Source organism: Enterococcus sp. DIV1726a, assembly GCF_051710985.1.
In the GTDB taxonomy this organism is placed as follows: Bacteria; Bacillota; Bacilli; order Lactobacillales; family Enterococcaceae; genus Enterococcus_B; species Enterococcus_B hirae.
This window is the reverse complement of record NZ_JBIOLS010000002.1, coordinates 1-23365: the sequence shown is the minus strand read 5'-3', so window position 1 is coordinate 23365 and position 23365 is coordinate 1. Positions and strand designations below refer to the sequence as shown.

Sequence of the window (23365 nt, the reverse complement as noted above, 5' to 3'; positions counted from 1 at the left end):
CAAAATAACCCCTAAAAGTATCAAAGATATATTGTAAAAGGCAATTGGCGTCTTTTATTTTTTCAACCTGTATCGACTTCAAATAGCCTGATTTCTTGGGCTTCTTTCTCAGGTAGAAGCTGTTGAATGGTGCTTGTCCATTCATCGATGGTTAGCTTAAACTGCGCAAGGATCCCTTGAATATAGGCTTCTTTTTCGTCTTTCTTCGCTTGGATCAAACTTGCGACTAACACACGTACTGAAGCAAGTAAAAGTCCGCCACCACGCCCTTTTTTGACATGGTAGAACACTTTGTGTTCTTGCTTTAAGGCACTTAATGCACGATCTAGACTTCTTAATGGCATGTTCAATTGTTCCGCTAATTCTTTTTTAGACAGTTTCAAATAAGGCATACGAAGATCACTTTTTTCGCTCAAATAGCGCATGATATCTTCTTGCCATTCATGTTTATGACTATATTCTCGTTGTTCACGTGGTTTCTTGAACTTCCACCACCCACGACGTTGGATAAATAACTCGCTTTCTTTAATGTCTGAAGCGATCCATTCCTGGCATAATTCTAAAACAAACTCACGATTGGCTGCTTGATAATTGCCAGAATACGCACTTTTAACAATTTTTCTTACTTCGCCTTCAGACAACGGCTCATTTAAGCGTTCATTAAACTCTACCATGTTATACTCACAGGTCTCTTGTCCATAACCAGAAGAATAATAAGCTAAAGAGAGTGTAAAAATCACGTTATTCCGTCCTAATCGACCTTCTCCCCCGATAATATCTGCTTTTCGTAGCAACAAATCAAACCATGGTTCATCAACTTGTCGATACTCTTTTTTCTCAGGAAAAACAATCAATTTCGCACTTTTTTCTGCTTCAGACTTTTGGTTAGACGCCATTTTCATTGACCAATTCAACCAATCAGAAAAAGAATATTGATTTTCTAGCTCACAAAATACGATATTTTGTTTGTTTGGGAATCGAGCAATCCCAAAATGGTTACAACCTACATCGATACCTGGTAACTGATTAGCTAATTGTGTCCGAATCGTTGTAGAAATACGTTTCGCTACTTCAATGACTTTAAAATTACTCTTTTTCGTCACATAGGCAGGTGTTTTTAACACAAAGTAAACTTGATAGCCATGATCCGATTCTAAAATCATTGTTGGCATATACCCTAATTCATCTACACAAGCTAAGAAAATCTCTCCTTGATGGTTTTCTTTGGAATCGATATCTACCACAAAGGTATTGATTTGACTTAAATTCTTTTCTGAGTGTCCTTTGACAACTGAACGATTTTCATCTGCATAAGTCCCATAGCAATAAACGTTTGGTGTCCAATGGGTCAGTTTTGACTGATTTTCTAAAATCGCTTCTTCAGACGTAATAACCATGCCACGTCCTGCGTTCATCAATTGTTTACTGCGGTACGCAAAGACTGCACCATTCCTGCTGGTATTCTCATACCCAACAGGCTTCATGGTGCTGTTTCGGTATTTGTATGTACGAATGCCTTGTTTCAACAGAACTGCATAGCATTGATCTAAGTTTTCCATCCTAAAATTTCCTCCGAATTGTATTGAAAAAGAGAACACATGTCAATTCTAAAAATTGTTCTGTGTTCTCTTTCAATATTCGGCTTAAATTCCTAGAAAAACCTAGAAAAATATCGCTTTATCTATTGAACTGCTCGAACTAAATGTGCTATACTTAAAGTACATTTAGAAAACAACTAAGTGGTTTGCGAGACCACTTAATTATTTATTGAGACGAGCACGAACACATGAGTACTGTTCATGTGATTCAGAAATAATTGATCCGACCAAAGTCAATTATTTCCGTCTCTTTTTTTGTTTTTTATAATTGTTCTTATCTATAACGATAGCACTTGTTATAATGCTTTGTAAATAGTTTTTTGAGTGCCTTTGTTTTTTTGACTATCTAATAAATTTGTTTCATCTAAATAGCTCAATATATTCTTTTATATTTTTGTCAAAAAGCTTTTTCTTGACCGATAGCAAGTTATTCTTCTTAACCACATATCAATTTTCTTTTTATATTTATATTAAGAATAGAGGAAGATAACATTATGTACAAGTATTTTTCTTCTCAAAAAAAAATAGTTACTACCTTAATTAATTCTATTTATATATTAGTTACTACCTTTATATACATTAATGTACTACCCTTTCTAACAGATTAAATTAATTATATACTACCTTTATAATGAAATATCTACTACCAAAATATGTTCAAATAGCAATTATCTACTACTTTAAATACATAATACATGCTACTTTAATTCTCCTATTCATTAAAGTAATATGTATTTATTTTTTTACATATGTTTCCCATATATTTTCTAAATAATACGGTTACATATATAATGTAGCTACTTGTTTTTTGTAGTTGATAAATAAAATCCTATTTTTACAATTAAGTACTACCTTTAATAATAGGATAATATACTACCTTTATTGCCTATTACATACTACCTTTATTATAATTACGAACTACTAATTTAATCTATTATATACTACTATAATGAAAATAATGTTCAATAATGTACTACCTTTAATAAACATTAATTACTACCTTTATTTAGTAAGAAACAAAATTAATTACTACCAAAGAATTTTTTGTAAATATTAGGTAGTATTTAATTAAAGATATTAAGGTAGTATATAATATACTTTTTTTGAAGTAGTAGATAAAAATAATTACTATTATTTATGACCTTTATTTATTAAATCATTACGTATTTATGTCTTGAAACAAGCTTTCTTTATATATTTTATAATTTAAAAATAATATGGTAGTACATATTATTTTTTATAGATTTAATTAAAGTAGTATGTTATAATATTAAAAAAGGTAGTATATAATAGATAAAGGAGTGATAGAGATTGTCCAAAAAATTTGTAATTGGTAACTTTAAAGGTGGCGTTGGAAAAAGCACTTGCGCCCAAATGTTAGGTTTTGAATCTGCCGTGGCAAAAAAACAAAAAACATTGATCATCGATTTAGATATGCAAGGGAATACTTCAGATGTTATGAGTTTAACCCATATGAATTTTCCAGTTGAAGATGGTGGTGGAGATGGTGAACCGTTAGATTATCAATATACAATTACTGACGTTCTTGTTGGAACGCCTCCTCTAGAACTAGGATTGGAAAAAAATGGGAAAGTCAACTGGGATAAGTTAGTAGTCAAGGATACTCGTGTTGATCCAGAAAAAGCTGTATATAAAGTAGTAGATAATCTATATATATTACCAGCTGATATGAGTTTTGAACTTTACGATGATTGGATCAAAGACCAGTTTTCAGATTCTTCAGATAAACTTCTTTACATGGAAAAAAGATTGGCACCTTTATTAGAAGAATTTGACGTGATTTATCTGGACGTACCACCTTCAATTTCTGTTTATAGTAAATCCGCAATGTATATAGCTGATTTCGCGATTGTTGTTTTGCAAACACAAGTAAAATCTATGCGAAATGCTATGCAATACTTAGAATACATGGACTTCTTTGTTGATGAATTTGATACAACTTTAAAGGTTGCTGGAGTCATTCCTTTTATGCTTGAGAGTGGAGATGCCGTAGATCAAGAAATGTATGCAGAGGCTCAAAAAATTTACGGCGATCATCTATTGAAAAATGTAGTACTTAAAAATGCAAGATTAAAACGTTATGATGGATCAGGAATAACTATGGAATTGACTAAAGCTGGTAAGCTAAAACAGTGGGATAGACGTTCTCATGAACTTTTTATTAATATATATGATGAACTTGTTGAACATGAAACTTGGTACGAGTAGGAGGGGGATCCAATGGCTGATATAAAAGATCTAGGTATCTTTAAGCCAAATAAAGGTTTAAATAAAATACGAGCTGGAAATGCTGCAAGAAAAGAATCGAAAAAAATTTCCGTTGATTCAATAACTGCTGGTGAAAGTGCCATTGTTACTAGTAAAGAAACTACTGAAGCTCAAAAAGTTAATGTTACAGATTCTGTTCAATCACCAAAAAGGCCAACAAAAAAAACAGTTCCTCCTAAGAAGTCAAAAGGGGTAGGGGCTCCCATAAGAAAATTTGATCGTTCTTTTTCTGCCCAAATGCCCCTGAAGCTATCACCACTACTGAACGCCACCTCTAGAGTAATGGTCGAAAAATATGAAACAAATCTTACTAGGGATGAGTTATTAAGAAAAGCACTTGATGAGTATATCAAGCAGCATTTGACTCAAGAAGATAAACAAGATCTTTTTAATAATGTTATGCGTGATATTGAATTATTTAGAAAAAAGAAACCTACAATTCCTGAAATAGACACAGATGGTACTATCATTCGCACAGTAGAAGAAATAGAACAAGAGACTGAAACATTCCTACATGATAGTTGGGGGATGAACTATAAACATTGATAAAGTACTACCTTAATTACAAATTAGGGTAGTACTTTATACATATTTAGAAGTATCATTACATATGATCTTTTATATGGTATATAACTTAATATCCTCTACCTCTTTAAATATTTAATGCTACCAACATTGCTATTAATGTACCTGGTAAAAACTTATAGGGATAGCTAAAAAATCTGTTTGATTTTCAGCCTCAATAATTAAAATTATACTATGGACACTAATAAACTACTACTTTAATTCACAATTAGGGTAGTAGTTTATTAATTAAAGTAGTAGATTATTCATTTTCCATAATATTTAAAATATAGCAGTATTCCTTAGTCTCCATTTTTTCAAATATGTTATGACGAATTGGATTCTAAATCAACATAACATACTACCTCAATTACAGATTAAGGTAGTATGTTATTACCTTTTTATTGGATTACTTAAATATCAAAATAGCTTGATTGATAATATATAAACTGATCTATAAGTAGGAAACTAGCCTATGTTTTGTAATTATGACAAAATTTACTTATATATTTACTCCATAAAAAATGGCTAATTTAACCATTAGAATGCTGACTAAAATCCCAATTTATCTGCGTACATTTTAAGGCCTTATTTGGGTAATCCTTCAACAAAAAAACTGAAACGCGCTCAGAATGCTCCTAAGCAAAAAACACTTTTTTTGTTTGTTATTTCCAGAATATTCTGAGTTACTGAAATGATATAAAATCATAAACTCATCTCATTGATTTTATTGACTTTTAAATCTTAGTATCTGTCAGTTTATGATTATGTTAATATATAACTAAAATAAAGAACTCAGAATATTTTTAAGAAGGTGAACAATTTGAACTATAATGTTCAACCGCTGCGAACGATGGAAGAGATTCAAGATTTTCAATTCTGGCTACGAAGAACAACTTACGCTGAACGTGATAGCTTTTTGTTTCTATTTGGGATAAATAATGGTTTGCGAATGTCTGATATTATAAAACTTAGGGTAGGGGACATTTGTGGAATAGATAAGCCTGTAATTGTCGAACAAAAAACAGGGAAGAGAAAGCCAATTTTTATAGATAATTTAAAAGAAGAAATTTCAATTTACACTGAAGGAAAAGAAGATCATGAATGGTTGTTTCCAAGCAGGCAGCAGGGAGGGCATATCACTAGAGATCGCGTGTATCAAATCTATGCTGATGTAGCCAAGAAGCTAGAAAGAACAGATATAGGGACACACACTTTACGAAAAACTTTCGGGTATCATTATTATAAGAGAACGAAAGACATTGCTACCTTAATGTTCATTTTCAATCACAGTTCTCAAGCAATTACAAAAAGATATATCGGAATTACCGAAGATGAGATAGGTGCTTCGTTGCGTGGATTTAAATTGGGAGGATAATTTAGATATTAGTTTTTTCGTGTATAATTAAATAACTATAATGAAAACTTAGAAGGTAAGATGAATGAAGATAACTGAATTTTTGGAAGTATTTAAAACGTTTAGTAACATTTATAATAGAATACCAGAGATAGAACAAAATATTGTAGTTGATAATGATTATTATGGAGGAATGGGCGGAGGTTCTATTGTTCCAAAGACAAATTTAGTAGAGTTAGATGTAAATAATTACAGAGAATTATATGTTTTTAATACTTTGGATTTTGAAATACCTATGAAACAGATGAAAAACATTGACATACATATCCTACCAAATGAGTCGTGTCAAATAGATTATTCAATCGAATATTTTTACAAAGGTAAAAAAATAAAAAAGTATGACAAATGTTTTGAATCAGCTGTGGTGAAAGTTCCTCAATTTAAATTAAATCCTGCTAACTCGATACAATTTCAAGGATATGTATTTAATGTTTTAGCTAAAGATAATATAAGAAAATATAAAAAAGGTAATATAGTCCATATTGATAAACAAATATCTTCTAATTTAGAAGATATAAAAAAAGCCTTTGAAATTAAAACAATTGGCACTGTCCCTAACTTTAAATAACAAATAACTTACAGTCACAAGTTATAACGATCATCTTAATATTTAAAACATATACATTTTTTTCTATGGTTTCTGAATGCGAGTCTCATATCCAATAATCGAAAAATAAACTATTAACAATAAAAAAGTCTTCATTTATTGTTGAGGGAAATAAGAATACTTCTCCTTTTATTATGTTAGTATTGTGGACTGGTTTATTAATTGCATAGTATTTTAACAATCACAATTTTTTTCTTGATTTTTCAAGCTTTATTTAAGAGATTTTATATCAGTTATTCTGATTGGCAACTGGTAGTTTAGTAATATAAAAACGGTAGTGAAGCTTGTCTCTAAAGTTAGGTTTTTGTCTAATTTTAGAGGCAAGCTTCATTATTATACTTGTTTACTACATCTATAAAGCGTTCAAAGCATCAATCGTAGCTGCGTTGTCTATATGGGTATACAAAGTTGTTGTATTAGTACTAGAGTGTCCTAATTGTTGTGCCGTAAGTACTAAAGAATTGGTTTGTTGATAGAGTCTAGTGGCCAACGTATGACGTAGTTTGTGGGGACTGACTTGGACCCTGAAGCCTTTCGAATATTTTGCTACCATTCTTTCTATAGCAATCCCTGAGATTCGTTTTGCTTCTCCTTGATAGATTGTTAGGAAAAAGGCTTTTTCATCGTCTGAAGCTTTATACCGTTCTTTTCGAATGGCTAAATAATTTGCTATGTATTCCATAGCAAAAGCTGCTATATTCACAGCATCTCTTTTATTTCCTTTTCTAGTCACTACGACATTGTTCTTCTCTAAAGATAGATCTTCCAAATTAATATTTACAACTTCTGATAATCTCAATCCAGACCCTAAAATAAGAGCATTTATGGCAAGATCTCTTTCAATATCTCTTTGATAATAAACTAACGCTCTTTTACTCAAAGTGTTCTTATAATCCACTGCGATATAATCCAAATAGTTTTGCGTATCATCTTCTAAAAATAATTTTTTCTCTATAGCATTTGCACGTGCAGCTAAAGTTGTTTTATCTGCAATAGTAGATACTTGGTCCATAGGATTTTTTTCTAAATATGGCTTTCCTAAAGGATTATTCGAGCTCGTAGAAAGGTACTTAAACAAAACTTTTAGTGCCGTGATGTTTCGGTTAATAGTAGGGATCGATAAGCCCAAGTTATTATTGTCTTCAAGTTGAGATTTAGTGGATTCTTTTTTGACATTTTCTTTTGCGCGACGCTTCAAGTGGGACTTATATAGATTTAAATCATAGGCTGTTAATTGCTTTATTGATGCGATGGAAGTATCAGCAACAATAGCTTCGCCCAATAACCAATTATAAAAGAGTTTATAATTTTTCAAGTATTCTAGCGTTGTACGAGGAGATTGATCTTTATCCTCACGTTCCTGAACAAAATCTTTTATATAAGCTGGCATATGAAGCAATATTTCATCTATTTTTATATATATTTCCGTATTTTTCATTATATTCATCCTTTCAAAGAGTAGGGGAGAGAAGTAACCCTACAATTGGACTATACCAATTTGAAAGCTACTTGTCAATTAATTTATACACAAAAATTGAAATAAATAAAATATACGATATAATAAGTGCATGGATAAGATAGAATTCGAAACTTATAAACGACCAAATGGACATGATGAATTTTTAGAGTGGGTTACCGCTTTGCCTATTAAAGATCGTGCAAAATTATTAAGAACTATCAAAGAAACAGAAGTAAATGGCCTGTTAGTCGCACAACGTTTAAAATGGGTTAAAAAAATAGATACCAATTTATATGAATTGAGAAGTAAAGTTGGTTCAAATATTCAAAGAGGGTTATATTTTCATGTTGAAAATGGGCGATATGTAATCACACATGGTTTTACAAAAAAGTCAGAAAAAACGCCCAAAAAAGAAATAGATCATGCAAAGGAATTAAGAAAGGAATGGTTTGAAAATGAAGATAGATGATTTAATTAAAGATATGAAAAAAGATACCGCCTTTGCAGAAGCTTATCAGAGTGAAGGGGAGAAACTGCAAACTGCTATAGCACTATATAAAGCAAGAGAAGAGGCGGGACTAACACAAGTTGAGCTAGCTGAACGTGCAGAGACCACTCAAGCAACTATCGCTCGAATTGAACGTGGGGATAACGTATCTTTTGAGAAGCTATCAGCAATTGCTCATGCTATGGGAAAAGAATTAAAAGTTGAATTTATCTAAATAAGATTGACCCTCCAAAAAAATCTTTTAGAGTTTTTTTATATTAATTATATAGAAAGAACAATCTTTCTATATAATTAAATAATTGAAAATAAGTGAATGTAACTAGTTAAGTGTTTAAGAGAGTAAGAAGGGGAGCAGCAATAACCAAAGAACACATAATTTAGCCTAAAAATCTAAGCAGATGTTAAGGGGTAATTTATTAACTTGTTTTGCTATAGCTATTTAAAAGAGTAGACTTGAAAATTGCACTTGTTTGTAAGTTTACAAACAAGTATTTGCCTGATTACAATTAACAGAATATATGCTATGATAAAATTATCAAAAACAGGTTCATATTACGACCGAAGGCCACTAGCGGTCGGGCCAGTGGCTTTCTTTTACGTTCTTTTCAGATCAACGGGTAGGCTTACTGTCTTTTTTGACAATTCTGCAATCAAGCTATTTACAGATGTAGGGGCTGCTACTTCTGCCGCAATTGCAAAAAACAAACTTTATCTATTGTATTTAGTTGATTGTAATTATTAATAGATATGGTATAATTGTTTTAACGAAAAGATAATTCATTATACAACCTCCTCCCCTTGCCAGAATAGGCCGGGGTAGCAGACAGCATAAACATAATACCATAACTGAAAATTTCAATTTAGTATATTTCTCCACATATTGGTGGACCATTACAATTAAATACTCCATGGTTCTTATTGATCCAGATATAACTTGTAAAAACCCAAGTATATAGAAAACTACAATTTTCTATATACTTGGGTTTGTATTCTTCTCAGAATCTCCAATGGTACAATTCTAAAATTCTTTCAAAAGTATCTTTAACATCATCAAATATTTCATTACTTAACTTAAGAATGGGTGGCAGCAACTTCTGCCTAAATTTAAATTAAGGTAAATAATTATATCTCTTCCCATGCTTCAGAAAAATCTTCCTTTGCAAACAAAGAAACTAATCCGCTAATCTGCTTCAACCTTAATAGCTCGTCTTTGTCCATACCCAAGTTTGTTATATAATCCATTGATCACTTACTACTGATCCTACTAACTTTTGAATAATTTCTACCATATGATCTACCTCTTGCTCGATTATGGCGAATTGTACTGGCAATTCTATCGACTATTGGTTTATCAATGATAACTACTGGCAAATGATTTTCTTCTCTTTCTGCAATCTCTTTTAACTTTTTCATTACTAAATATCTATGATAACCATCAATAATTTCATAGTAATTCTTTTCATTTACATAATAACAGACAATTGCATTGTACAACCATCTGCTAAAATTGATTTTTCTAATAATTTTAGTTCCGTAGGAGCTACATTATTAGAATTATAATCATTTGCTCGTATTTTATTTATCTGAATTCTACACACTTTATAAACAGGACTTATAAATTTTTTCTGTTTTCCATAATTTTATTGTTTCTTCTTTCTTTTGTAATTCATCCTTTGTTTGAGAAAAAAATATATCGACAGGATGTATCATTTTTTAGAATTTTAATACACATTCTTTTATACGATGGAATCAATCGAAAATGTTTAACCGGTACCTCATCAGGACAATCATAAAATTTAATCCAGTAATATTCAGTTTTATACTTTCTATTATTATTTGGTTTGCCTAAATCTACAAATGAAACATCAAAATTTTTCAATTCTTCCACAACATCTAAAGGTAATGAACCACCTTTATTTAACCAATAATTTTTAGAAGAGTTGAACTTTTTTAAATAAATATCTCTAGTTTTTTTAGGTAATATTTGTAATAAAAAATTTGTATATGCTTTCCATACTATGAATTTTTTTGATCTCTTCACATATTTCTTCCATTCTTTAAGCAATTGGTGAATAATTCTTATGAAAATAGCAGTTCTAATATTTCTCTTCAAAAAACTGAAAATATTTTTTCTCATCTGTAAAAAAGTTATTTAACATGATTAATTTTTCTTCCTTAAAAAAGGAGAATAAATGTATGAACAGTAAAATGATCACATTAGGAGCAACAGCAATTATGGGGATCTCTGCTTTAAGAATTTCATAATTGGCCCGTACATGCGGACACTACAAAAGAGGGTAATACAGTAGTTTCTTATACAGGTACCGCCCCTCAACCAAAAGATTGGGGAATCTCTGTTCCTGCAACAATCAATGAAACAAAGGAAGATAAATCTGATAATGTCACATTTAAGTATGGTATGGGACAACTAGCAATTGTAGATGCAGATGGTAAAGCTTTTGAAGATTCTTCTAAGGATCGTACCTTCAGTGTCAACGATACTCCTCAATATGTAGATAGCGATGGGTATATGCTAGTCAAAACTTCTGATGGTAAGGATTGGACATGGTTATATAGTGAATAAACGGAACAAGGTGCTGCAGAACCTACTGCTTTAACTGATAAAATGAAAAATAATGCTGCTGAAGCAACTGATCTTAAAAAAATTGCATTTACTTCATCAGCTTAAGGAAACACAAAATCACCGTTATCACGCTATATACTTTTTGGTTCTCCAATGCCTGGTAATACAAACCATCCAATTGATTTAAGCAAAAATTATTCAGATACTATTTCTTGGATTGTTTCCGAAACGACTCCAGCTTAAAAAATAGAATCTTATAAAGTAAAAATTATACAAAATCAAAACTGGGTCAGAATGAGGTTCCTTCTGACTCAATTTTGATTTTATACCACTCATCAGTCCTTATTGAAAAAGAACCAGAAGTTTTCTTTCTGTCCTAATTATTCTAAGATTTCTTTTTCCCAACATTATTTGATAAAGAGCCATAAAATAATAATAAACATCGAAAACAAGTTTTTGTGTTTCTTGTCAACTTTAAAAAGCTTCATTATATCAAGGTGCAGCAACTAGATTCCAAGAAACAGTTGCTGAATAATTACCAACAGCAACATTTTGAGAATTGGGTAATACAAGTGATATATTTCCTAAATTTAAATCATAAACACCATTTAACTCAGTAGAACTATTTTTAGACATTATAGGAGTTGGAGTAGTAGTAATCTTCGCATTTGAGTTTCCTACTGGATTTTTCACTGGTTTTAAATCCAAAGTGGGATTGTAAGTAGTTCCATCGTTGGTGTTGAGTGTTGTTACTGAGTCACCAATTTGCAGATAAGCATTGGATGGAAGATTGGAAGAATTTCCTATCAATTGAGCCATTAAATTCCAATTACTGTTTAATTTTCTTTGATCTCTTATTCCAATATTAAGTGTGGTACTTTTTACAAACGGAATTATTTGTTGTCCACCATTTTGCAAAGGAATCGGTTGATTTCCTGTAGTAAGTACATTAGGAAGATACACAATAGCTAATGGTTCCTGTGTATTTAATGTACGATTATCAGTTGTTGTATTAGGCATTTGAATCCACTCTGCTAAATATAATGCTTGTTGATTCACTAAATCTAAAACAGTTTGTGCTGTTGCTTTTGTATTCCATCTAAGAAAAGTCGTTCCTGATTTTTTAGGAATTTGTTTATTTAACCAACTATCAAATGTATTTATATCCAGTTGCGTACTTTTTACAGCACAAGAGGTAAAATAACTCAACATTGTTCTATTCGAAGATGAAAAAATCCCACCATTGGCATTCAACAGCGGATATTGATTAAACGTTCGATTATCACCACTAAAGTTGTAGTTATCGAACTTCAAATCCTCAGGAGTAGCAAAATTAACCTCCGGAACTATAAATATCAAAGGTGTCATATCGGAAGTATAAAAAAGATTTGTCGTATCAATTGATTGCAACATCAGCCCGCCTGTATATATTATTTTAGAAAAATTAACCAATTTTAACTTTGGACAATCATAAAATAGATTTTTCATTGTTCGTACATTAAACACTCTAAAATTAGATAAATTCGACACATCAAATGAAATCAAATTACTACAATTCTGAAACATAGAACTCATATCTCTTACATTCTTCATTACAATATTAGGTGCAGAAGTCAGAGCTGTATTAGAAAACATTCCAGATGTATTTTGAAGATTGTCATTAAAAAAATTAGCAATATTCACTAATCCTGTATTATTTAGGGAGTTACAATTAAGAAACATGTATGAAGCCTCACTAATAGTATTGGTTCCATTATTAGGAAAAATTACTTGGGTTAAATTAGAACATCCCTGAAACATATATGACATATTCGTTATTTGACTAGTATAATCTGTGGTTGATGAAGAAAAATCGAGTCCAGATAAATCGACTTTTTGTAAACTATTTGCGTATCGGAAGGCTAATGAACATCCTGTACTTTGTGTGATTCCTACTTTATAGATTTTATTTCTCCATTGTCCATCAACAAATTTAACAGTTTGCAGTAGATTTTCTTTGTTAAAAAACAGATAGTCATTGCTATTTTGATTTAAACAGTCAATAACTACTCTTTTTGTTCCTTTGCTTGTTGGTATTATTCCCGGAATAACTATATTGGGTGAATTTCCTATATATTTTAATAAACGCACATAAACAGTCCCGTCTCTGGCAGTACGAGTAACATATTGCCAATTTGATAACCAAAGATTTCCTTGTTGAGGAGTAAGCCAAGTTCCGTCAATTAATACATTATCACTTGCCCTTGTTGAGCGTTCATTTTTGGAAGATTCAGTTGATTCTGAACTACTTTCATCTGCAAAGGTAGATTCATTTTGTAACTGCGTATCAAGAGTATTTGAAAACTCTGTTAAATTAGAGTCCAATGTTTTCTGTGTATTAGTAATAAAAGACGAGTTAGAAACAATATCTAGAGAATTGTCATTTTTTATTTGCTTATTACTTGATTGGACTTGTTCTTGTGATATATTCGTGTAATCGTCATCTGCATGTGCGTAAAACGTGGCAAAAGAACAAATATTGGCAACTACCATTACAATTACTAGAAAAATAGAAACTATTCTATTTTGTATTTTGTTCATTTACTTTCTCTCCTTTTTTTCTCAGTCCGATAAGACCTAAAGTTACTAGGCTAGAACCTAAACCAGAAAATATATAATTGATAGAATTATTCGTTTGAGGAAGTTTCTCGCTGAACATATACTTATTGGGATATGCAATTGATATTTCTGGATAACGGGCTTCTTCTTTACTATTTCCGGGCAAATTTTCTGAAGTTATGCGACGAATAAATGTAACAGACACTGCTGTTGATTGCGATGTTTCTGCCTGTACAGGTAATGAAACAAAAACAAGTAAAAAAGCAAAAACTATAGAAAGATGATATAAATGTCGTTTTATTCGAATTTTATGCATAAAAGTATTCCTTTCAACATTTGATTTAAAGTACGTTTCTTTTAAACTTAATGTTTATATTTATAAGTATTCCTATTTGTAGAATATTTTTGTATTATTTAATAGTTTAATATTATCTACTATTAAACTATTTGCTTTTTCTCTATTTAAATCATAATACGGAACAGTATTAATCTTCTAACTTATAATTTTAAGACAACTGATTATTTATCATAAAAATAGAGCTAATTCCTAATATAAATAATAGTAAACTAGCTATGATGAGTAGCCAATTGTAACCTAGTTGGTTTAAAGATCCTTTATTAGTTAAAATCCATTTATACTCTTTAAATAGCAAATAAATATTGACCACTAAGAAAATAAACCCTAAACCTATTGTAACCATGCTCCATGTATACATGTCTCATTTCTCCTTTTGATTATTTTTACGATTAACTGATTTGAGAAATACAAAAATTGTTCCAACAGTAAGTACTCCAATCAAGATCATACTGCTATACTTGAACCATTGAGGTAAAACGATACTAAAGACAGATTCCTTGTTGATTTGTTTTGCTTCCTCATTTTTTATTGTAAAATTCTTCTCAAATTCCCATGTGTTCTCTGCTGTTTTTACTGAACCTTTAAATACATAGTTCCCCGTTTTTAGTTCATTTTTTTGCCAATCAATTTGAAATGGAAAAGCTGAATAAGGCGCAATAGATACATTTTGCATGCTGTGTTCTTTTATTTTTTTGCCATTATTTACCTCATAGACTGCACCTGTTATCTCAGCTTTAGCAAAAATGTAAGGATTTGGATTTAAAATATCTGCTTGAACTACTTTTTTTCCTGCTGATAGGACAGGACCAACTTTCTTTAATTCAACAGAAACATTTTTGAATAATTCCACTTTATTTTCATTAGTTAACACAATTCCTATTGTATAACTATACTCATTACCTACTGTACCTTTTTTCAGTTGTTGGTCAGCTTTTTTTTCCGATACAATTACGCCTCCTAGTATAACACCAGAAAATTTTTTGTTTGGCATATTAACGTTCAAATTAGTTTCAATAGAGCCATTTTTAGGAACAATTACCTCTTTTTGTTCAGGTTTAACGATGGATGTTAAAGGCACTTTTAATGCTTTATTGTTTTTTAAGCTTCCAGTATAGTCTACAATACCGTTACTATTAGTATTACCATCCACAACTTTAATCTCTAATTTTTTTTCTTTAGATGCACTATTATTCAATTTAAACGTTAATTTATCTTTTGTTTTCGGTTCTTCGTGTAAATAAAAATAACTAGCATTTTTATCTAGTTGATTTTTATTTGGTATCCCTTCTATTGAAAAACCACCAAATTCATTGCTAGACGTATCTTCCGCAAAAACATGAATGCTACACCATACATTTAAAATGATAATAAGTGTAGTAGCACACAAAAAAATTATTTGTTTAAATAGTTTGTTACATGTATACATCTTTTTCTCTCCCTACTATCTAGTATGTACCCAATGAAAAAACAGGAATAATATTCCTGTTTTTTCATTAGTTTTTTTCTCTAATCATAATTCTTATGGTTGAGGTGTTTGAGCTAAATTCCAAGTAATTGTTCCAGAAGCTGTTCCAGATGGTATTTTAGAAGCATCTGGGATATTTAATGAGACTTTCCCAAGGTCAAGGTCATATGTGCCAGCAAAAACATTTCCGTTATTACCAGTCATAATTGGAGAACTCGTAGAACTAATTTGAGCATTATCATTAACCGTAATCATATTAGATGTTGGTAATGCTTGTAAAGTACCATTATTATTTACTTTAGAACTATTTGCAGATATAGTTGTGTTGACTTTCGCCCCGTATGTTGCTAAATCACCTTTTAATAGAGCACTTAATGTCCATCCCTGAGTTGTATGGGTAGTATTTTTAACCCCTACGTTAAAGGTTTTTCCTGATTGTGGAGTAGCAGTTACATCAATTGAAGATTTTCCTGTAAGATCAGTTGTACCAAAATCAAATTGATAAGGAATATATGAAAGTGCAAAAGTACTTGTTGGGTTCAACCCTGAGTTACCAGGATTTGATGGTTTATTGGGTTGACTAGGATCTACTGAACCACCTGGAGGAGTTGGGTTAGTAGTATCTGTACTTGAAACTGTAAATTGTGCGTTAACTTGTGTATCATTTGAAGTTGGTGTAGTTGCTGCTGATACTCCAGTACTTAACATTGTTGGTGCTAGTAAAGCAGCCATTGCTAATAAAGATATTTTTTTCATATTATTCATTCCTTTATTAAATTGTTTGAAATTTAGAATCCTTTAAAAAAAGAATTCTAAGATTCAAATACAAAATAATATATTGTCTTCCACCCTTTTTTTTTTTTTTTGAATTTTATATAGATAAAATAAAAAATTCAAATAATTAAAAAATTTTTTTCCATAAAAAATAATGTACTACTAATTGTTAATCATGGTAATGTATTTTTAATATTTATAGTTCCATTTTTACCTATCATATAGAAATGATTCAGACTTATATATATATACGAGTCTTTATATCTAGAAAGTTGTTGGTAGAGTTTTTGTTTATATTATTTTTTTTATTTATATTTTTTGTTTTTTCTTAAAAAAATTTTATTATATGTAAAAGATAAGTATTTTACATTCATTTTGTTGCTTTTCAATGTATTTATTATTTTTGAAAAAATCGCTCTTAACATAGCAATAATGCATCATTTACTTTTTTACTATGTTGTGAGCTTTTTATTTTTTAAGTAAAAGGTGTTTGATTATTGTTTGAAACTTTTAAATTTTTCATTTGTTAGAATAGTTAATGAGTATAGAAAATTAAATATTTATTTTGGGATATAATGAATATAAATATAAATTTAGTTAATTTTCATTCATATGTAGATAATATGAATGAGCACGTAAGAACTTTTTCAGGATCTAATTTTGCTTATAATAAACATGGATTTATTGCTGTTTTAATATATTGTTGAGAAGGGCTCTTTTAACGTAATTAATAATTATGTATATACAGAAAAATGGAGCTAATATAGAAATGTTACTTGTAAAAAAATGGATCCATAGTAAAGAGCTTAGATTACCAAATGATATTATGGAGCATATTAGAATTCACACAGAAGACAAAAGAAAGATAATAGAAGAAGTAAATGGGCATAAGCGTTTAATCATCAAATTAATAACTTTAGAAAACGAGCTAACGAATGAACAGCTATTTGAAAATTACACTTCTGAAAGAAATCATGCAAAAATCCAAAATTTAGATGAAGCAGTAGAGAATAAAAAATAGTGAAAAATCCAGACAATGTGTATACTTTGTTTTCGCAAGATTTAGTTATTTTTCAAGAAAAAGAGGAACTTTTACTTATGTAAAAGTTCCTCTTTAGCAAATTATTTTATATTATTTTGGCGCATTATTTTTAAATCTTCTTCTGGCCATAATAACTTTTTACGATTGAAGTGTTGTATAAAACCTTGTTCTTCACCAAGCTCTCCATGCTTGCCAAAAAATGTTGTTTTTGACAGCTGCTTACCTAAGCCCTCACCACGTTTTGTATAGTAGGCATTATAAAAAATGACGAGCATTTCTGTTTCATCTATTGTAGCCCTCAAAAAACCAATGTAATCATTCTTTTCCTGTTGATTCTCTACATTATCATTGAGATACTTTATTATCCTATGGGTTAGTCTAAAATAAGCGCCTAACCTATAATAATATTCTTCAGATACGTTTGTAACTACTATATCTTTATCATTCTTTGTAGCAACTAGTGAATAATTAGTTACATCTCTATACTGTGCTGTTTCATTTACTAGTGGCCTTAATACTTCTCTAGTATTTCCCCCAATATTTAATTCTTCGGCTTCTGCATGTATATCTATCAATTTTTTCATTAAAGAAGTCTGATTACTGTTAGTTTTAATACGCTCAATGATAGGTGTTATCTTTTTTGCTGCTCCGAATATTTTTGTATCTATAAAAGAAAACTCTTGAACTTCCTCAGCAGTTTTTTGGGGAAACTGCTGGGTAAATCGATCAAACAAATCGCCTAATTTGTATTCATAGTCTTTAGGAACTTCACCTACATCGATGTTTTTCGTTTTCAATTTTGTTTCTATATAATCAATGTATGAAAAAAAAAGTAACTCCAAATTTCTTTTTACATCAGCATCATTCAAAATTTTTTTAACACCAAGTTCCTTTATTTTAATCTCAGTCTGTCGTTGTAAAGCTTCATAATAATTACTGAATATTCCTTTGCTCGCAATTTTTTCTTTTAGGCTACTGTGCATTTCTAAAAGGTTAAAAAAAGTATTATCTATTTGTTGTTTTTTGTATTGTTCTTTTTCCTCTTTAAGTTGTTCTTTTAATGTATCCCGATCATAATTGACCTGCTCTTTTAACACTAGAAAAGCTCCCAAAACACCAATGGCTGATCCAATAATTCCTCCCCAAAAACCTAACCATCCATCACCCACTTTATATACAGCTAACTGTAAGATAAAAACTGCCACGCTTCCCATAACTAATCCATATATAAGCCACTTTTTCTCTTCAGAGTTCATTCTTTTTCTCCCTTTTCTCGCTAGTAACACCATACTTCATTCGGTATCTCCTAAAAGTTCTTCGGTTGATTCCTGTCTGCTGCTCGACTTCTTTATCTGTACATCCCTCTAAAAATAATTTGAATGCTAACTGAAGGCGTGGATCATTTTCACTGTACTTTGGTTTCCCTCCTTTGTATTTTCCTTTTGCTTTAGCAAGTGCAATTCCCTGTTGCTGCGTTTCACGAATATATCGACGTTCTTCTTCAGCTTGGTACTTGTACAGTTCAATAATTAAGTTATTAAGTAATCGACGCAAATTATCATCAGTTATCCCTGTTAACGCTGGTAAATTCAAAACTTCCAGTGTCGCTTTCTTCAGCTGAATCAAATTCATCGTTTCTGTTAGCTCTTTATTATTTCGCCCAAGACGTTTTAATTCTGTCACAACGACAATATCACCTTCACGTATGAATTTCATCATTTCTTGAAATCCTTCACGATTGGTATCTTTCCCACTTGCCTTATCAGTAAAAATTTTATCACACTTTGATAACAGTTCTAACTGTCTATCTAAATTTTGATCAATACTGCTTACTCGAGCATATCCAATTTTAGCCATAGAAAAAACTCCTTTAAAATTCAAAAATTTGGATCATTTTTAAAATCCTGTTGCCCAACTCTATTGACCCCTTAGAAATCCAAGTATATCATGAACACACAAAAAGACCAACAGGGTATACTCTAGTGACCTCTTAAATAATATATTATCGAACCTGATTAATTGAGCTGCTTAAAAATCTATGAAACTAGCTATTAAAAATGATCAAAAACTATTAAGTTTCTGACCACTTCAGGAAACTGTTCAATATTTTAAATCACATAAAAAATAAAACGATTCTAATTAATAAGAAGCAAAAAGGTTATGTAATATTTACCAAAGAAAAAATGTCCACACAGTTTATTTGATTACCTCCATCAGTGAATACTATATAAAATCTATACCGGTTACAAAAATTAGGACACAGTAATGCTTTACGAAATTAATACATAGGGATCTATAATTGTTGAAATAGTTCTTAAGCTTATCTTTTATTTGCTAGAAAAGAAGGAAAAAACGATATATAGTAACATGAAATAATATGTTATTTATGTCATAAAAAATACTTTAACATGTTCCTACAAAAATAGATCAGGATAATTTATTTAAGGATTTCTATAGTATAATAAACGAAAAAAGGAGGATTTTAATATGCTATATATAAGAATAGAGAATGATGAAGTAATCGAAATTTCCGATTTTAAAAGAGAAAATTTTAGGGAAATCAATGTATCGAATACAGACGAAGCTATTGATTATTTTACACAAAAAAAATTAAAATTCGACGATAATTTATCAGATGAAATTGATAATATTTTTCCTACTAATCAAGAAGATGATGTCCTTAATGTTTATGATATAAAGGTTTCCACCGAAAACAGATCTTTTAATGAATTAGCTGATATGTTTAAAGAAGGGGAAATAACTATACCCGATATGCAGCGAAGGTTTGTTTGGAGTACTAGTAAATGTTCTAAGCTCATAGAATCAATTCTAATTGGGTTACCTATTCCCCCATTATTTTTTATGGATAGAGGAAACAATAACTACGAAGTAATCGATGGGCTTCAAAGATTAACAGCAATAAGCAATTTTATCTTAGGTAATACTTGGGGAAATATTACTAACGATATTCAGAGAAATACTCCTGCTAAACTATCACCAAATGTAGATAAATCAATAAGTGGAAAAAGATTCCAAGATTTAACTCCAGAACAGCAAAAAAAGATAAAACGGTCTACAATTACTGTAATTGATTTTAGACAAATAGGAAATGAAGACGAAAAAGCTAAATATTTAATTTTTGAGAGAATAAATACTGGTTCTGAATTATTAAATCCAATGCAAATAAGAAAAGCACTTGCTTATGGTACGTTTATGTCAAGCTTATATACTGAAGCAAATAATAGTTCCACTTTAAAAGCAATATTTGGAAAACAATATCTTAACAAAGATAGACATATAGAATTTCTGTTAGAGATATATACCACATATAAAGTATTAACAAAGCAATACACCCTCAATAGCCAGTATCAAAAGTTCATTTTAAATGACTTTTGCGAGCACGAAAAAGATTCACAGATAGATCAAAAATTTGTCAAGGATTTCAACAAACAACTCAAAAACATGCTAGATTTTTTTAGCGTTGACGAAATTTTCAAAAAAGTTGATAGTAACGGGAATTATCATGGGAAAAGAAATACAAATATATCCGAAGTACTTTTGGCCACAGCAATTCTTCATAATCCTAAATTCGACTCAGAAATTATTGAAAGATACAAAAAAGAAATTAATGAAGAAATCGATAAATTTAATACTAATAAAATGAACGACGATTTACTTAATCAAAGGTATGAAGTATGTAAAAGGATTTTAGGTATTCAAAATGAACAGCAAAACAATTAATGAAATCGATTTTTATAATCGAATAGAAACATTACAAAATAGCTACAACCAAGTTCAAGCTTGTAAGAATTTTTTAGCAGATGCACCAAGCGAAATAAGAGAACACATCGGCGAAATCCAAAAAATTACAAATCCTGATCTAGATGATAATCATATGTTTCATTCACTAAAAAAAGTCATAGCCGATAGCCATGCAACAATCTTAATTGAATGCTATACGATTTCTGAACAAATGTTAAAAAATACTAAGTATCAAATTCTAAATTTTGATGAAACCGAAAATAGTGAGATTCAAAAATTCTTGGAATTCAAAATAAATCCTAGTAAATTTTCTCCCCGCCCTAAAACTCAAGAAATAAATAATTTTTTTAAAAGATATGGAGGTAATAAGCTATTTATTTCTAAAGCTGATATTTATGATTCGATGATTGATAAAAGGAATAGGTATGCTCATCAAGGAATCTGCGATTTTGATTTACTAACTGTGCCTAAGACTTTAGAATTTTTGAAATACCTTGAATTTGAATATAGAATGTTTCTTCAAAAAAATTGTTGGTCCACTTTTTTTAAAGAAATTTGTAGTATAGAAATCTCTGGCGGTAAAAGAGAAGACAAGGAACAAAACTATCAAAGAAAAAAAACAATTCTAATAAAAGAGATTCCTAAATTGAAAAAATTAATTCAAGAAGAATCGAACATTGTAACAACCTCTTTAGAACCAATATTTGATATGATAACTAATAATGAAAATTATAAAACTATCTATTCAGAATTCTCAAATAAAAAAAATTACTTTAAATCTTATTTTGAAACATACTAAATGGAAAAAATTTAACAAATCATACCCGAACATCCCAAAATATTGAATACGAAATTCTTTTGGTAAATTCTGCAGTTTTTGTCTATAAATTTTTTTAATGTTATACTATTGGATGGCAACTGCCCCGTGAGGGGGTGTTTGCTGTGTTCGAAAAAATAATTTCGTTGGTTATCGCTCCACTTTTTGTGGGTCTAATTCTTACTTTAGTTGATCATTGGTTAGATGATTAGTGGATAACTGAAGCAGTTGCCCTAACCCCAACGCTGCAGTCGCATCAGCGCATAAAAAAACCACCCTTCTAGCCAAGGGTGGTTTTTTGGTGTTTGACGTGTTCGTCATAATTTCGTTTCGCATCTAAATTATAGCACCCTTACTGAAAACTTGCAACTTTGCGTATACAGTCTTGCAACCGCTATTCTTCAATTATGAGATAAAATCTTTGTGTCCCTTTTTCAAGTCCTATTAATCGTATTTTAGGTACTCCTTATCCTTTTCGCATAGGAAGAACACCAGGCTTTTCGTTAAAAACTTTACTAATAGTCGCAGTATACTCGTTTTCTTTTTTTTCGGATTTACCACTAATTATATTTTTTACATAGACCAATTGACCATCTTTAGAATACACAAGCATTCCCTTTTGAATCTTTTTTTCTAATTTTTCAGCTACACGAAAAGTAAATATCTTATTTTTTAAGTAGACGGAATCATTTATCCTTCCATGTGCTAGTTGAACATGAACAGCTTCCACTAACAACTTATGGCTTGTGCTTCGTTCTCAAATTTTCTTACCCACATATGTTGACTAGACAAATAAGAAAAATCACGTCTTTTTAGCAATGCACGTGCATGATAAGCACCCAAAACAACCACCGTATCCTTTTCTTTTGACTCTGTAAACTCCTTTGCAAAAAAATTGCCATAGTACTGACAGAGTTTCTTATAATCAGAAGAATCCTGACTATCCATTAAAAGATCTTCTTGATTGAGATATCCTTTATTTAATGCTGTACAGACTAAAGGATAGAAACGAGCATAAAACGTTTCTTTATGCGCTGTTTCGCCGAGATCCATCGCTTCTATATGATGAGCTACTTCATGCAAAGCGGTTAAAAAATTTGCGCCAGGCGCACGACTCAAATTATAGATTTCGATTTTTCGATCATTTTGAATGTATTGACCATGTTTGGATTTTAGTTCTTTAGGAACGATCTTAATTGTAAAGTCCTGATAAATTTTCTTATCTGGATAGGTCTCTTGAATGACTTGTTTCAATACATGTTCTAATAACAACATGATCACCTCTTTTCATTTAACTCTTCTTACGTATTAATTTTTCACTTTGAAGACAGAAATTCTCACACACTGTCATATATTGTAAAAATTCCTTTGAATCTAATGTCGTCTGAAGGCGAAATAGAACATTTCGTATAAAATACTGATTCAATTTAGAACAAATTATATCCATTTCTTTGATTCGTTCTTCTTTTGTCTGATTTTGGGATTCGCCTGAAGGATCTAACTCTGGAATAAAAAATGCCAAC

23 protein-coding genes and 1 pseudogene are annotated in these 23365 nt (G+C 30.5%); 10 read left to right on the top strand and 14 right to left on the bottom strand.

From position 1 onward, the window contains the following. Window positions 1-62: 62 nt before the first annotated feature. Window positions 63-1559: a primase C-terminal domain-containing protein gene (locus IGJ27_RS12935; protein WP_181917039.1), complete on the bottom strand. Its 1497-nt coding sequence runs from the start codon at window positions 1557-1559 to the stop codon at window positions 63-65. Between the two features lie 1350 nt (window positions 1560-2909). Here IGJ27_RS12935 and IGJ27_RS12930 point away from each other — a divergent pair. The 4 genes from IGJ27_RS12930 (at window position 2910) to IGJ27_RS12915 (ending at window position 6436) form a co-directional block, all read left to right on the top strand. Then, a complete protein-coding gene (locus tag IGJ27_RS12930; protein WP_181917038.1) occupies window positions 2910-3827 on the top strand; it encodes a ParA family protein in 918 nt (305 codons plus the stop codon). A 12-nt stretch (window positions 3828-3839) separates the two neighbouring features. Beyond that, complete coding sequence (locus IGJ27_RS12925) at window positions 3840-4433, top strand: hypothetical protein (RefSeq protein ID WP_010738089.1); 594 nt, start codon at window positions 3840-3842, stop codon at window positions 4431-4433. Between the two features lie 841 nt (window positions 4434-5274). Then, entirely contained in the window at window positions 5275-5829 is a 555-nt protein-coding gene (locus IGJ27_RS12920; protein ID WP_181917037.1) for a tyrosine-type recombinase/integrase, read from the top strand. A 64-nt stretch (window positions 5830-5893) separates the two neighbouring features. Then, the gene (locus tag IGJ27_RS12915; protein ID WP_258927414.1) at window positions 5894-6436 is read left to right on the top strand and encodes a hypothetical protein; all 543 of its coding nucleotides are present in this window, start codon (window positions 5894-5896) and stop codon (window positions 6434-6436) included. 391 nt (window positions 6437-6827) lie between these two features. Here IGJ27_RS12915 and xerS read toward each other — a convergent pair whose 3' ends face one another. Further along, entirely contained in the window at window positions 6828-7913 is a 1086-nt protein-coding gene (xerS, locus tag IGJ27_RS12910) for a tyrosine recombinase XerS (RefSeq protein WP_081129172.1), read from the bottom strand. Between the two features lie 130 nt (window positions 7914-8043). Between xerS and IGJ27_RS12905 the strand changes: the two genes are divergently transcribed. After that, complete coding sequence (locus tag IGJ27_RS12905) at window positions 8044-8403, top strand: type II toxin-antitoxin system RelE/ParE family toxin (RefSeq protein WP_010738093.1); 360 nt, start codon at window positions 8044-8046, stop codon at window positions 8401-8403. Further along, window positions 8390-8656 (top strand): helix-turn-helix domain-containing protein, encoded by a 267-nt coding sequence (locus IGJ27_RS12900; RefSeq protein WP_010738094.1) that lies wholly within the window; start codon window positions 8390-8392, stop codon window positions 8654-8656. The genes IGJ27_RS12905 and IGJ27_RS12900 overlap by 14 nt, the downstream gene beginning before the upstream one ends. A gap of 908 nt (window positions 8657-9564) precedes the next feature. Here the strand turns inward: IGJ27_RS12900 and IGJ27_RS12895 are convergent. The 7 genes and pseudogenes from IGJ27_RS12895 to IGJ27_RS12865 form a co-directional block, all read right to left on the bottom strand. Then, window positions 9565-10058: pseudogene (locus IGJ27_RS12895) on the bottom strand (IbrB-like domain-containing protein). A gap of 50 nt (window positions 10059-10108) precedes the next feature. Further along, window positions 10109-10483 carry a DUF3440 domain-containing protein gene (locus tag IGJ27_RS12890; protein ID WP_373191605.1) on the bottom strand — a complete coding sequence of 125 codons (375 nt, stop codon included), beginning with the start codon at window positions 10481-10483 and terminating at the stop codon, window positions 10109-10111. A gap of 290 nt (window positions 10484-10773) precedes the next feature. Next, window positions 10774-10938, bottom strand: coding sequence for a hypothetical protein (locus IGJ27_RS12885; RefSeq protein WP_181917036.1), 165 nt, complete (start codon window positions 10936-10938; stop codon window positions 10774-10776). Window positions 10939-11518: 580 nt separating this feature from the next. Then, window positions 11519-13606, bottom strand: coding sequence for a BspA family leucine-rich repeat surface protein (locus IGJ27_RS12880; protein ID WP_438791715.1), 2088 nt, complete (start codon window positions 13604-13606; stop codon window positions 11519-11521). Then, window positions 13587-13940: an LPXTG cell wall anchor domain-containing protein gene (locus IGJ27_RS12875; protein WP_181917055.1), complete on the bottom strand. Its 354-nt coding sequence runs from the start codon at window positions 13938-13940 to the stop codon at window positions 13587-13589. The genes IGJ27_RS12880 and IGJ27_RS12875 overlap by 20 nt, the downstream gene beginning before the upstream one ends. Before the next feature lie 403 nt (window positions 13941-14343). Continuing rightward, on the bottom strand, window positions 14344-15408 hold the full coding sequence (locus tag IGJ27_RS12870; protein ID WP_181917054.1) for a DUF916 and DUF3324 domain-containing protein: 1065 nt from the start codon (window positions 15406-15408) through the stop codon (window positions 14344-14346). A 93-nt stretch (window positions 15409-15501) separates the two neighbouring features. Further along, window positions 15502-16203, bottom strand: a complete 702-nt coding sequence (locus IGJ27_RS12865; RefSeq protein WP_181917053.1) for a WxL domain-containing protein — start codon at window positions 16201-16203, stop codon at window positions 15502-15504. 754 nt (window positions 16204-16957) lie between these two features. Here IGJ27_RS12865 and IGJ27_RS12860 point away from each other — a divergent pair. Beyond that, window positions 16958-17242, top strand: a complete 285-nt coding sequence (locus IGJ27_RS12860) for a PbsX family transcriptional regulator (RefSeq protein WP_181917052.1) — start codon at window positions 16958-16960, stop codon at window positions 17240-17242. A gap of 101 nt (window positions 17243-17343) precedes the next feature. Here the strand turns inward: IGJ27_RS12860 and IGJ27_RS12855 are convergent, their stop codons facing one another. Both IGJ27_RS12855 and IGJ27_RS12850 read right to left on the bottom strand, forming a co-directional pair. Then, window positions 17344-18519 (bottom strand): putative phage abortive infection protein, encoded by a 1176-nt coding sequence (locus IGJ27_RS12855; RefSeq protein ID WP_258927416.1) that lies wholly within the window; start codon window positions 18517-18519, stop codon window positions 17344-17346. After that, window positions 18509-19120: a recombinase family protein gene (locus tag IGJ27_RS12850; RefSeq protein WP_181917051.1), complete on the bottom strand. Its 612-nt coding sequence runs from the start codon at window positions 19118-19120 to the stop codon at window positions 18509-18511. The genes IGJ27_RS12855 and IGJ27_RS12850 overlap by 11 nt, the downstream gene beginning before the upstream one ends. Before the next feature lie 630 nt (window positions 19121-19750). Between IGJ27_RS12850 and IGJ27_RS12845 the strand changes: the two genes are divergently transcribed. From IGJ27_RS12845 to IGJ27_RS12835, 3 genes are all read left to right on the top strand, one after another. Next, a complete protein-coding gene (locus IGJ27_RS12845) occupies window positions 19751-21004 on the top strand; it encodes a DUF262 domain-containing protein (RefSeq protein ID WP_181917050.1) in 1254 nt (417 codons plus the stop codon). Beyond that, entirely contained in the window at window positions 20985-21824 is an 840-nt protein-coding gene (locus IGJ27_RS12840; protein ID WP_181917049.1) for a hypothetical protein, read from the top strand. The genes IGJ27_RS12845 and IGJ27_RS12840 overlap by 20 nt, the downstream gene beginning before the upstream one ends. Before the next feature lie 134 nt (window positions 21825-21958). Then, window positions 21959-22054: a type I toxin-antitoxin system Fst family toxin gene (locus IGJ27_RS12835; protein ID WP_309597237.1), complete on the top strand. Its 96-nt coding sequence runs from the start codon at window positions 21959-21961 to the stop codon at window positions 22052-22054. 254 nt (window positions 22055-22308) lie between these two features. Here IGJ27_RS12835 and IGJ27_RS12830 read toward each other — a convergent pair whose 3' ends face one another. The 3 genes from IGJ27_RS12830 to IGJ27_RS12820 all read right to left on the bottom strand — a co-directional run. Continuing rightward, window positions 22309-22572, bottom strand: a complete 264-nt coding sequence (locus IGJ27_RS12830; protein WP_438791714.1) for a hypothetical protein — start codon at window positions 22570-22572, stop codon at window positions 22309-22311. Beyond that, the gene (locus IGJ27_RS12825; protein WP_181917048.1) at window positions 22572-23117 is read right to left on the bottom strand and encodes a hypothetical protein; all 546 of its coding nucleotides are present in this window, start codon (window positions 23115-23117) and stop codon (window positions 22572-22574) included. The genes IGJ27_RS12830 and IGJ27_RS12825 overlap by 1 nt, the downstream gene beginning before the upstream one ends. A 16-nt stretch (window positions 23118-23133) precedes the next feature. Further along, window positions 23134-23365, bottom strand: a 232-nt coding sequence (locus IGJ27_RS12820; RefSeq protein WP_438791713.1) for a hypothetical protein, incomplete at its 5' end; no start/stop codon positions are given.

What these genes read in the sequence shown, in the direction of transcription:
- IGJ27_RS12935 (WP_181917039.1), bottom strand. Translation starts at nt 1,559, where the DNA reads ATGGAAAACTTAGATCAATGCTATGCAGTTCTGTTGAAACAAGGCATT.
- IGJ27_RS12925 (WP_010738089.1), top strand. Translation starts at nt 3,840, where the DNA reads ATGGCTGATATAAAAGATCTAGGTATCTTTAAGCCAAATAAAGGTTTA.
- IGJ27_RS12915 (WP_258927414.1), top strand. Translation starts at nt 5,894, where the DNA reads ATGAAGATAACTGAATTTTTGGAAGTATTTAAAACGTTTAGTAACATT.
- xerS (WP_081129172.1), bottom strand. Translation starts at nt 7,913, where the DNA reads ATGAAAAATACGGAAATATATATAAAAATAGATGAAATATTGCTTCAT.
- IGJ27_RS12905 (WP_010738093.1), top strand. Translation starts at nt 8,044, where the DNA reads ATGGATAAGATAGAATTCGAAACTTATAAACGACCAAATGGACATGAT.
- IGJ27_RS12900 (WP_010738094.1), top strand. Translation starts at nt 8,390, where the DNA reads ATGAAGATAGATGATTTAATTAAAGATATGAAAAAAGATACCGCCTTT.
- IGJ27_RS12880 (WP_438791715.1), bottom strand. Translation starts at nt 13,606, where the DNA reads ATGAACAAAATACAAAATAGAATAGTTTCTATTTTTCTAGTAATTGTA.
- IGJ27_RS12875 (WP_181917055.1), bottom strand. Translation starts at nt 13,940, where the DNA reads ATGCATAAAATTCGAATAAAACGACATTTATATCATCTTTCTATAGTT.
- IGJ27_RS12870 (WP_181917054.1), bottom strand. Translation starts at nt 15,408, where the DNA reads ATGTATACATGTAACAAACTATTTAAACAAATAATTTTTTTGTGTGCT.
- IGJ27_RS12865 (WP_181917053.1), bottom strand. Translation starts at nt 16,203, where the DNA reads ATGAAAAAAATATCTTTATTAGCAATGGCTGCTTTACTAGCACCAACA.
- IGJ27_RS12860 (WP_181917052.1), top strand. Translation starts at nt 16,958, where the DNA reads ATGTATATACAGAAAAATGGAGCTAATATAGAAATGTTACTTGTAAAA.
- IGJ27_RS12855 (WP_258927416.1), bottom strand. Translation starts at nt 18,519, where the DNA reads ATGAACTCTGAAGAGAAAAAGTGGCTTATATATGGATTAGTTATGGGA.
- IGJ27_RS12850 (WP_181917051.1), bottom strand. Translation starts at nt 19,120, where the DNA reads ATGGCTAAAATTGGATATGCTCGAGTAAGCAGTATTGATCAAAATTTA.
- IGJ27_RS12845 (WP_181917050.1), top strand. Translation starts at nt 19,751, where the DNA reads ATGCTATATATAAGAATAGAGAATGATGAAGTAATCGAAATTTCCGAT.
- IGJ27_RS12840 (WP_181917049.1), top strand. Translation starts at nt 20,985, where the DNA reads ATGAACAGCAAAACAATTAATGAAATCGATTTTTATAATCGAATAGAA.
- IGJ27_RS12825 (WP_181917048.1), bottom strand. Translation starts at nt 23,117, where the DNA reads ATGTTGTTATTAGAACATGTATTGAAACAAGTCATTCAAGAGACCTAT.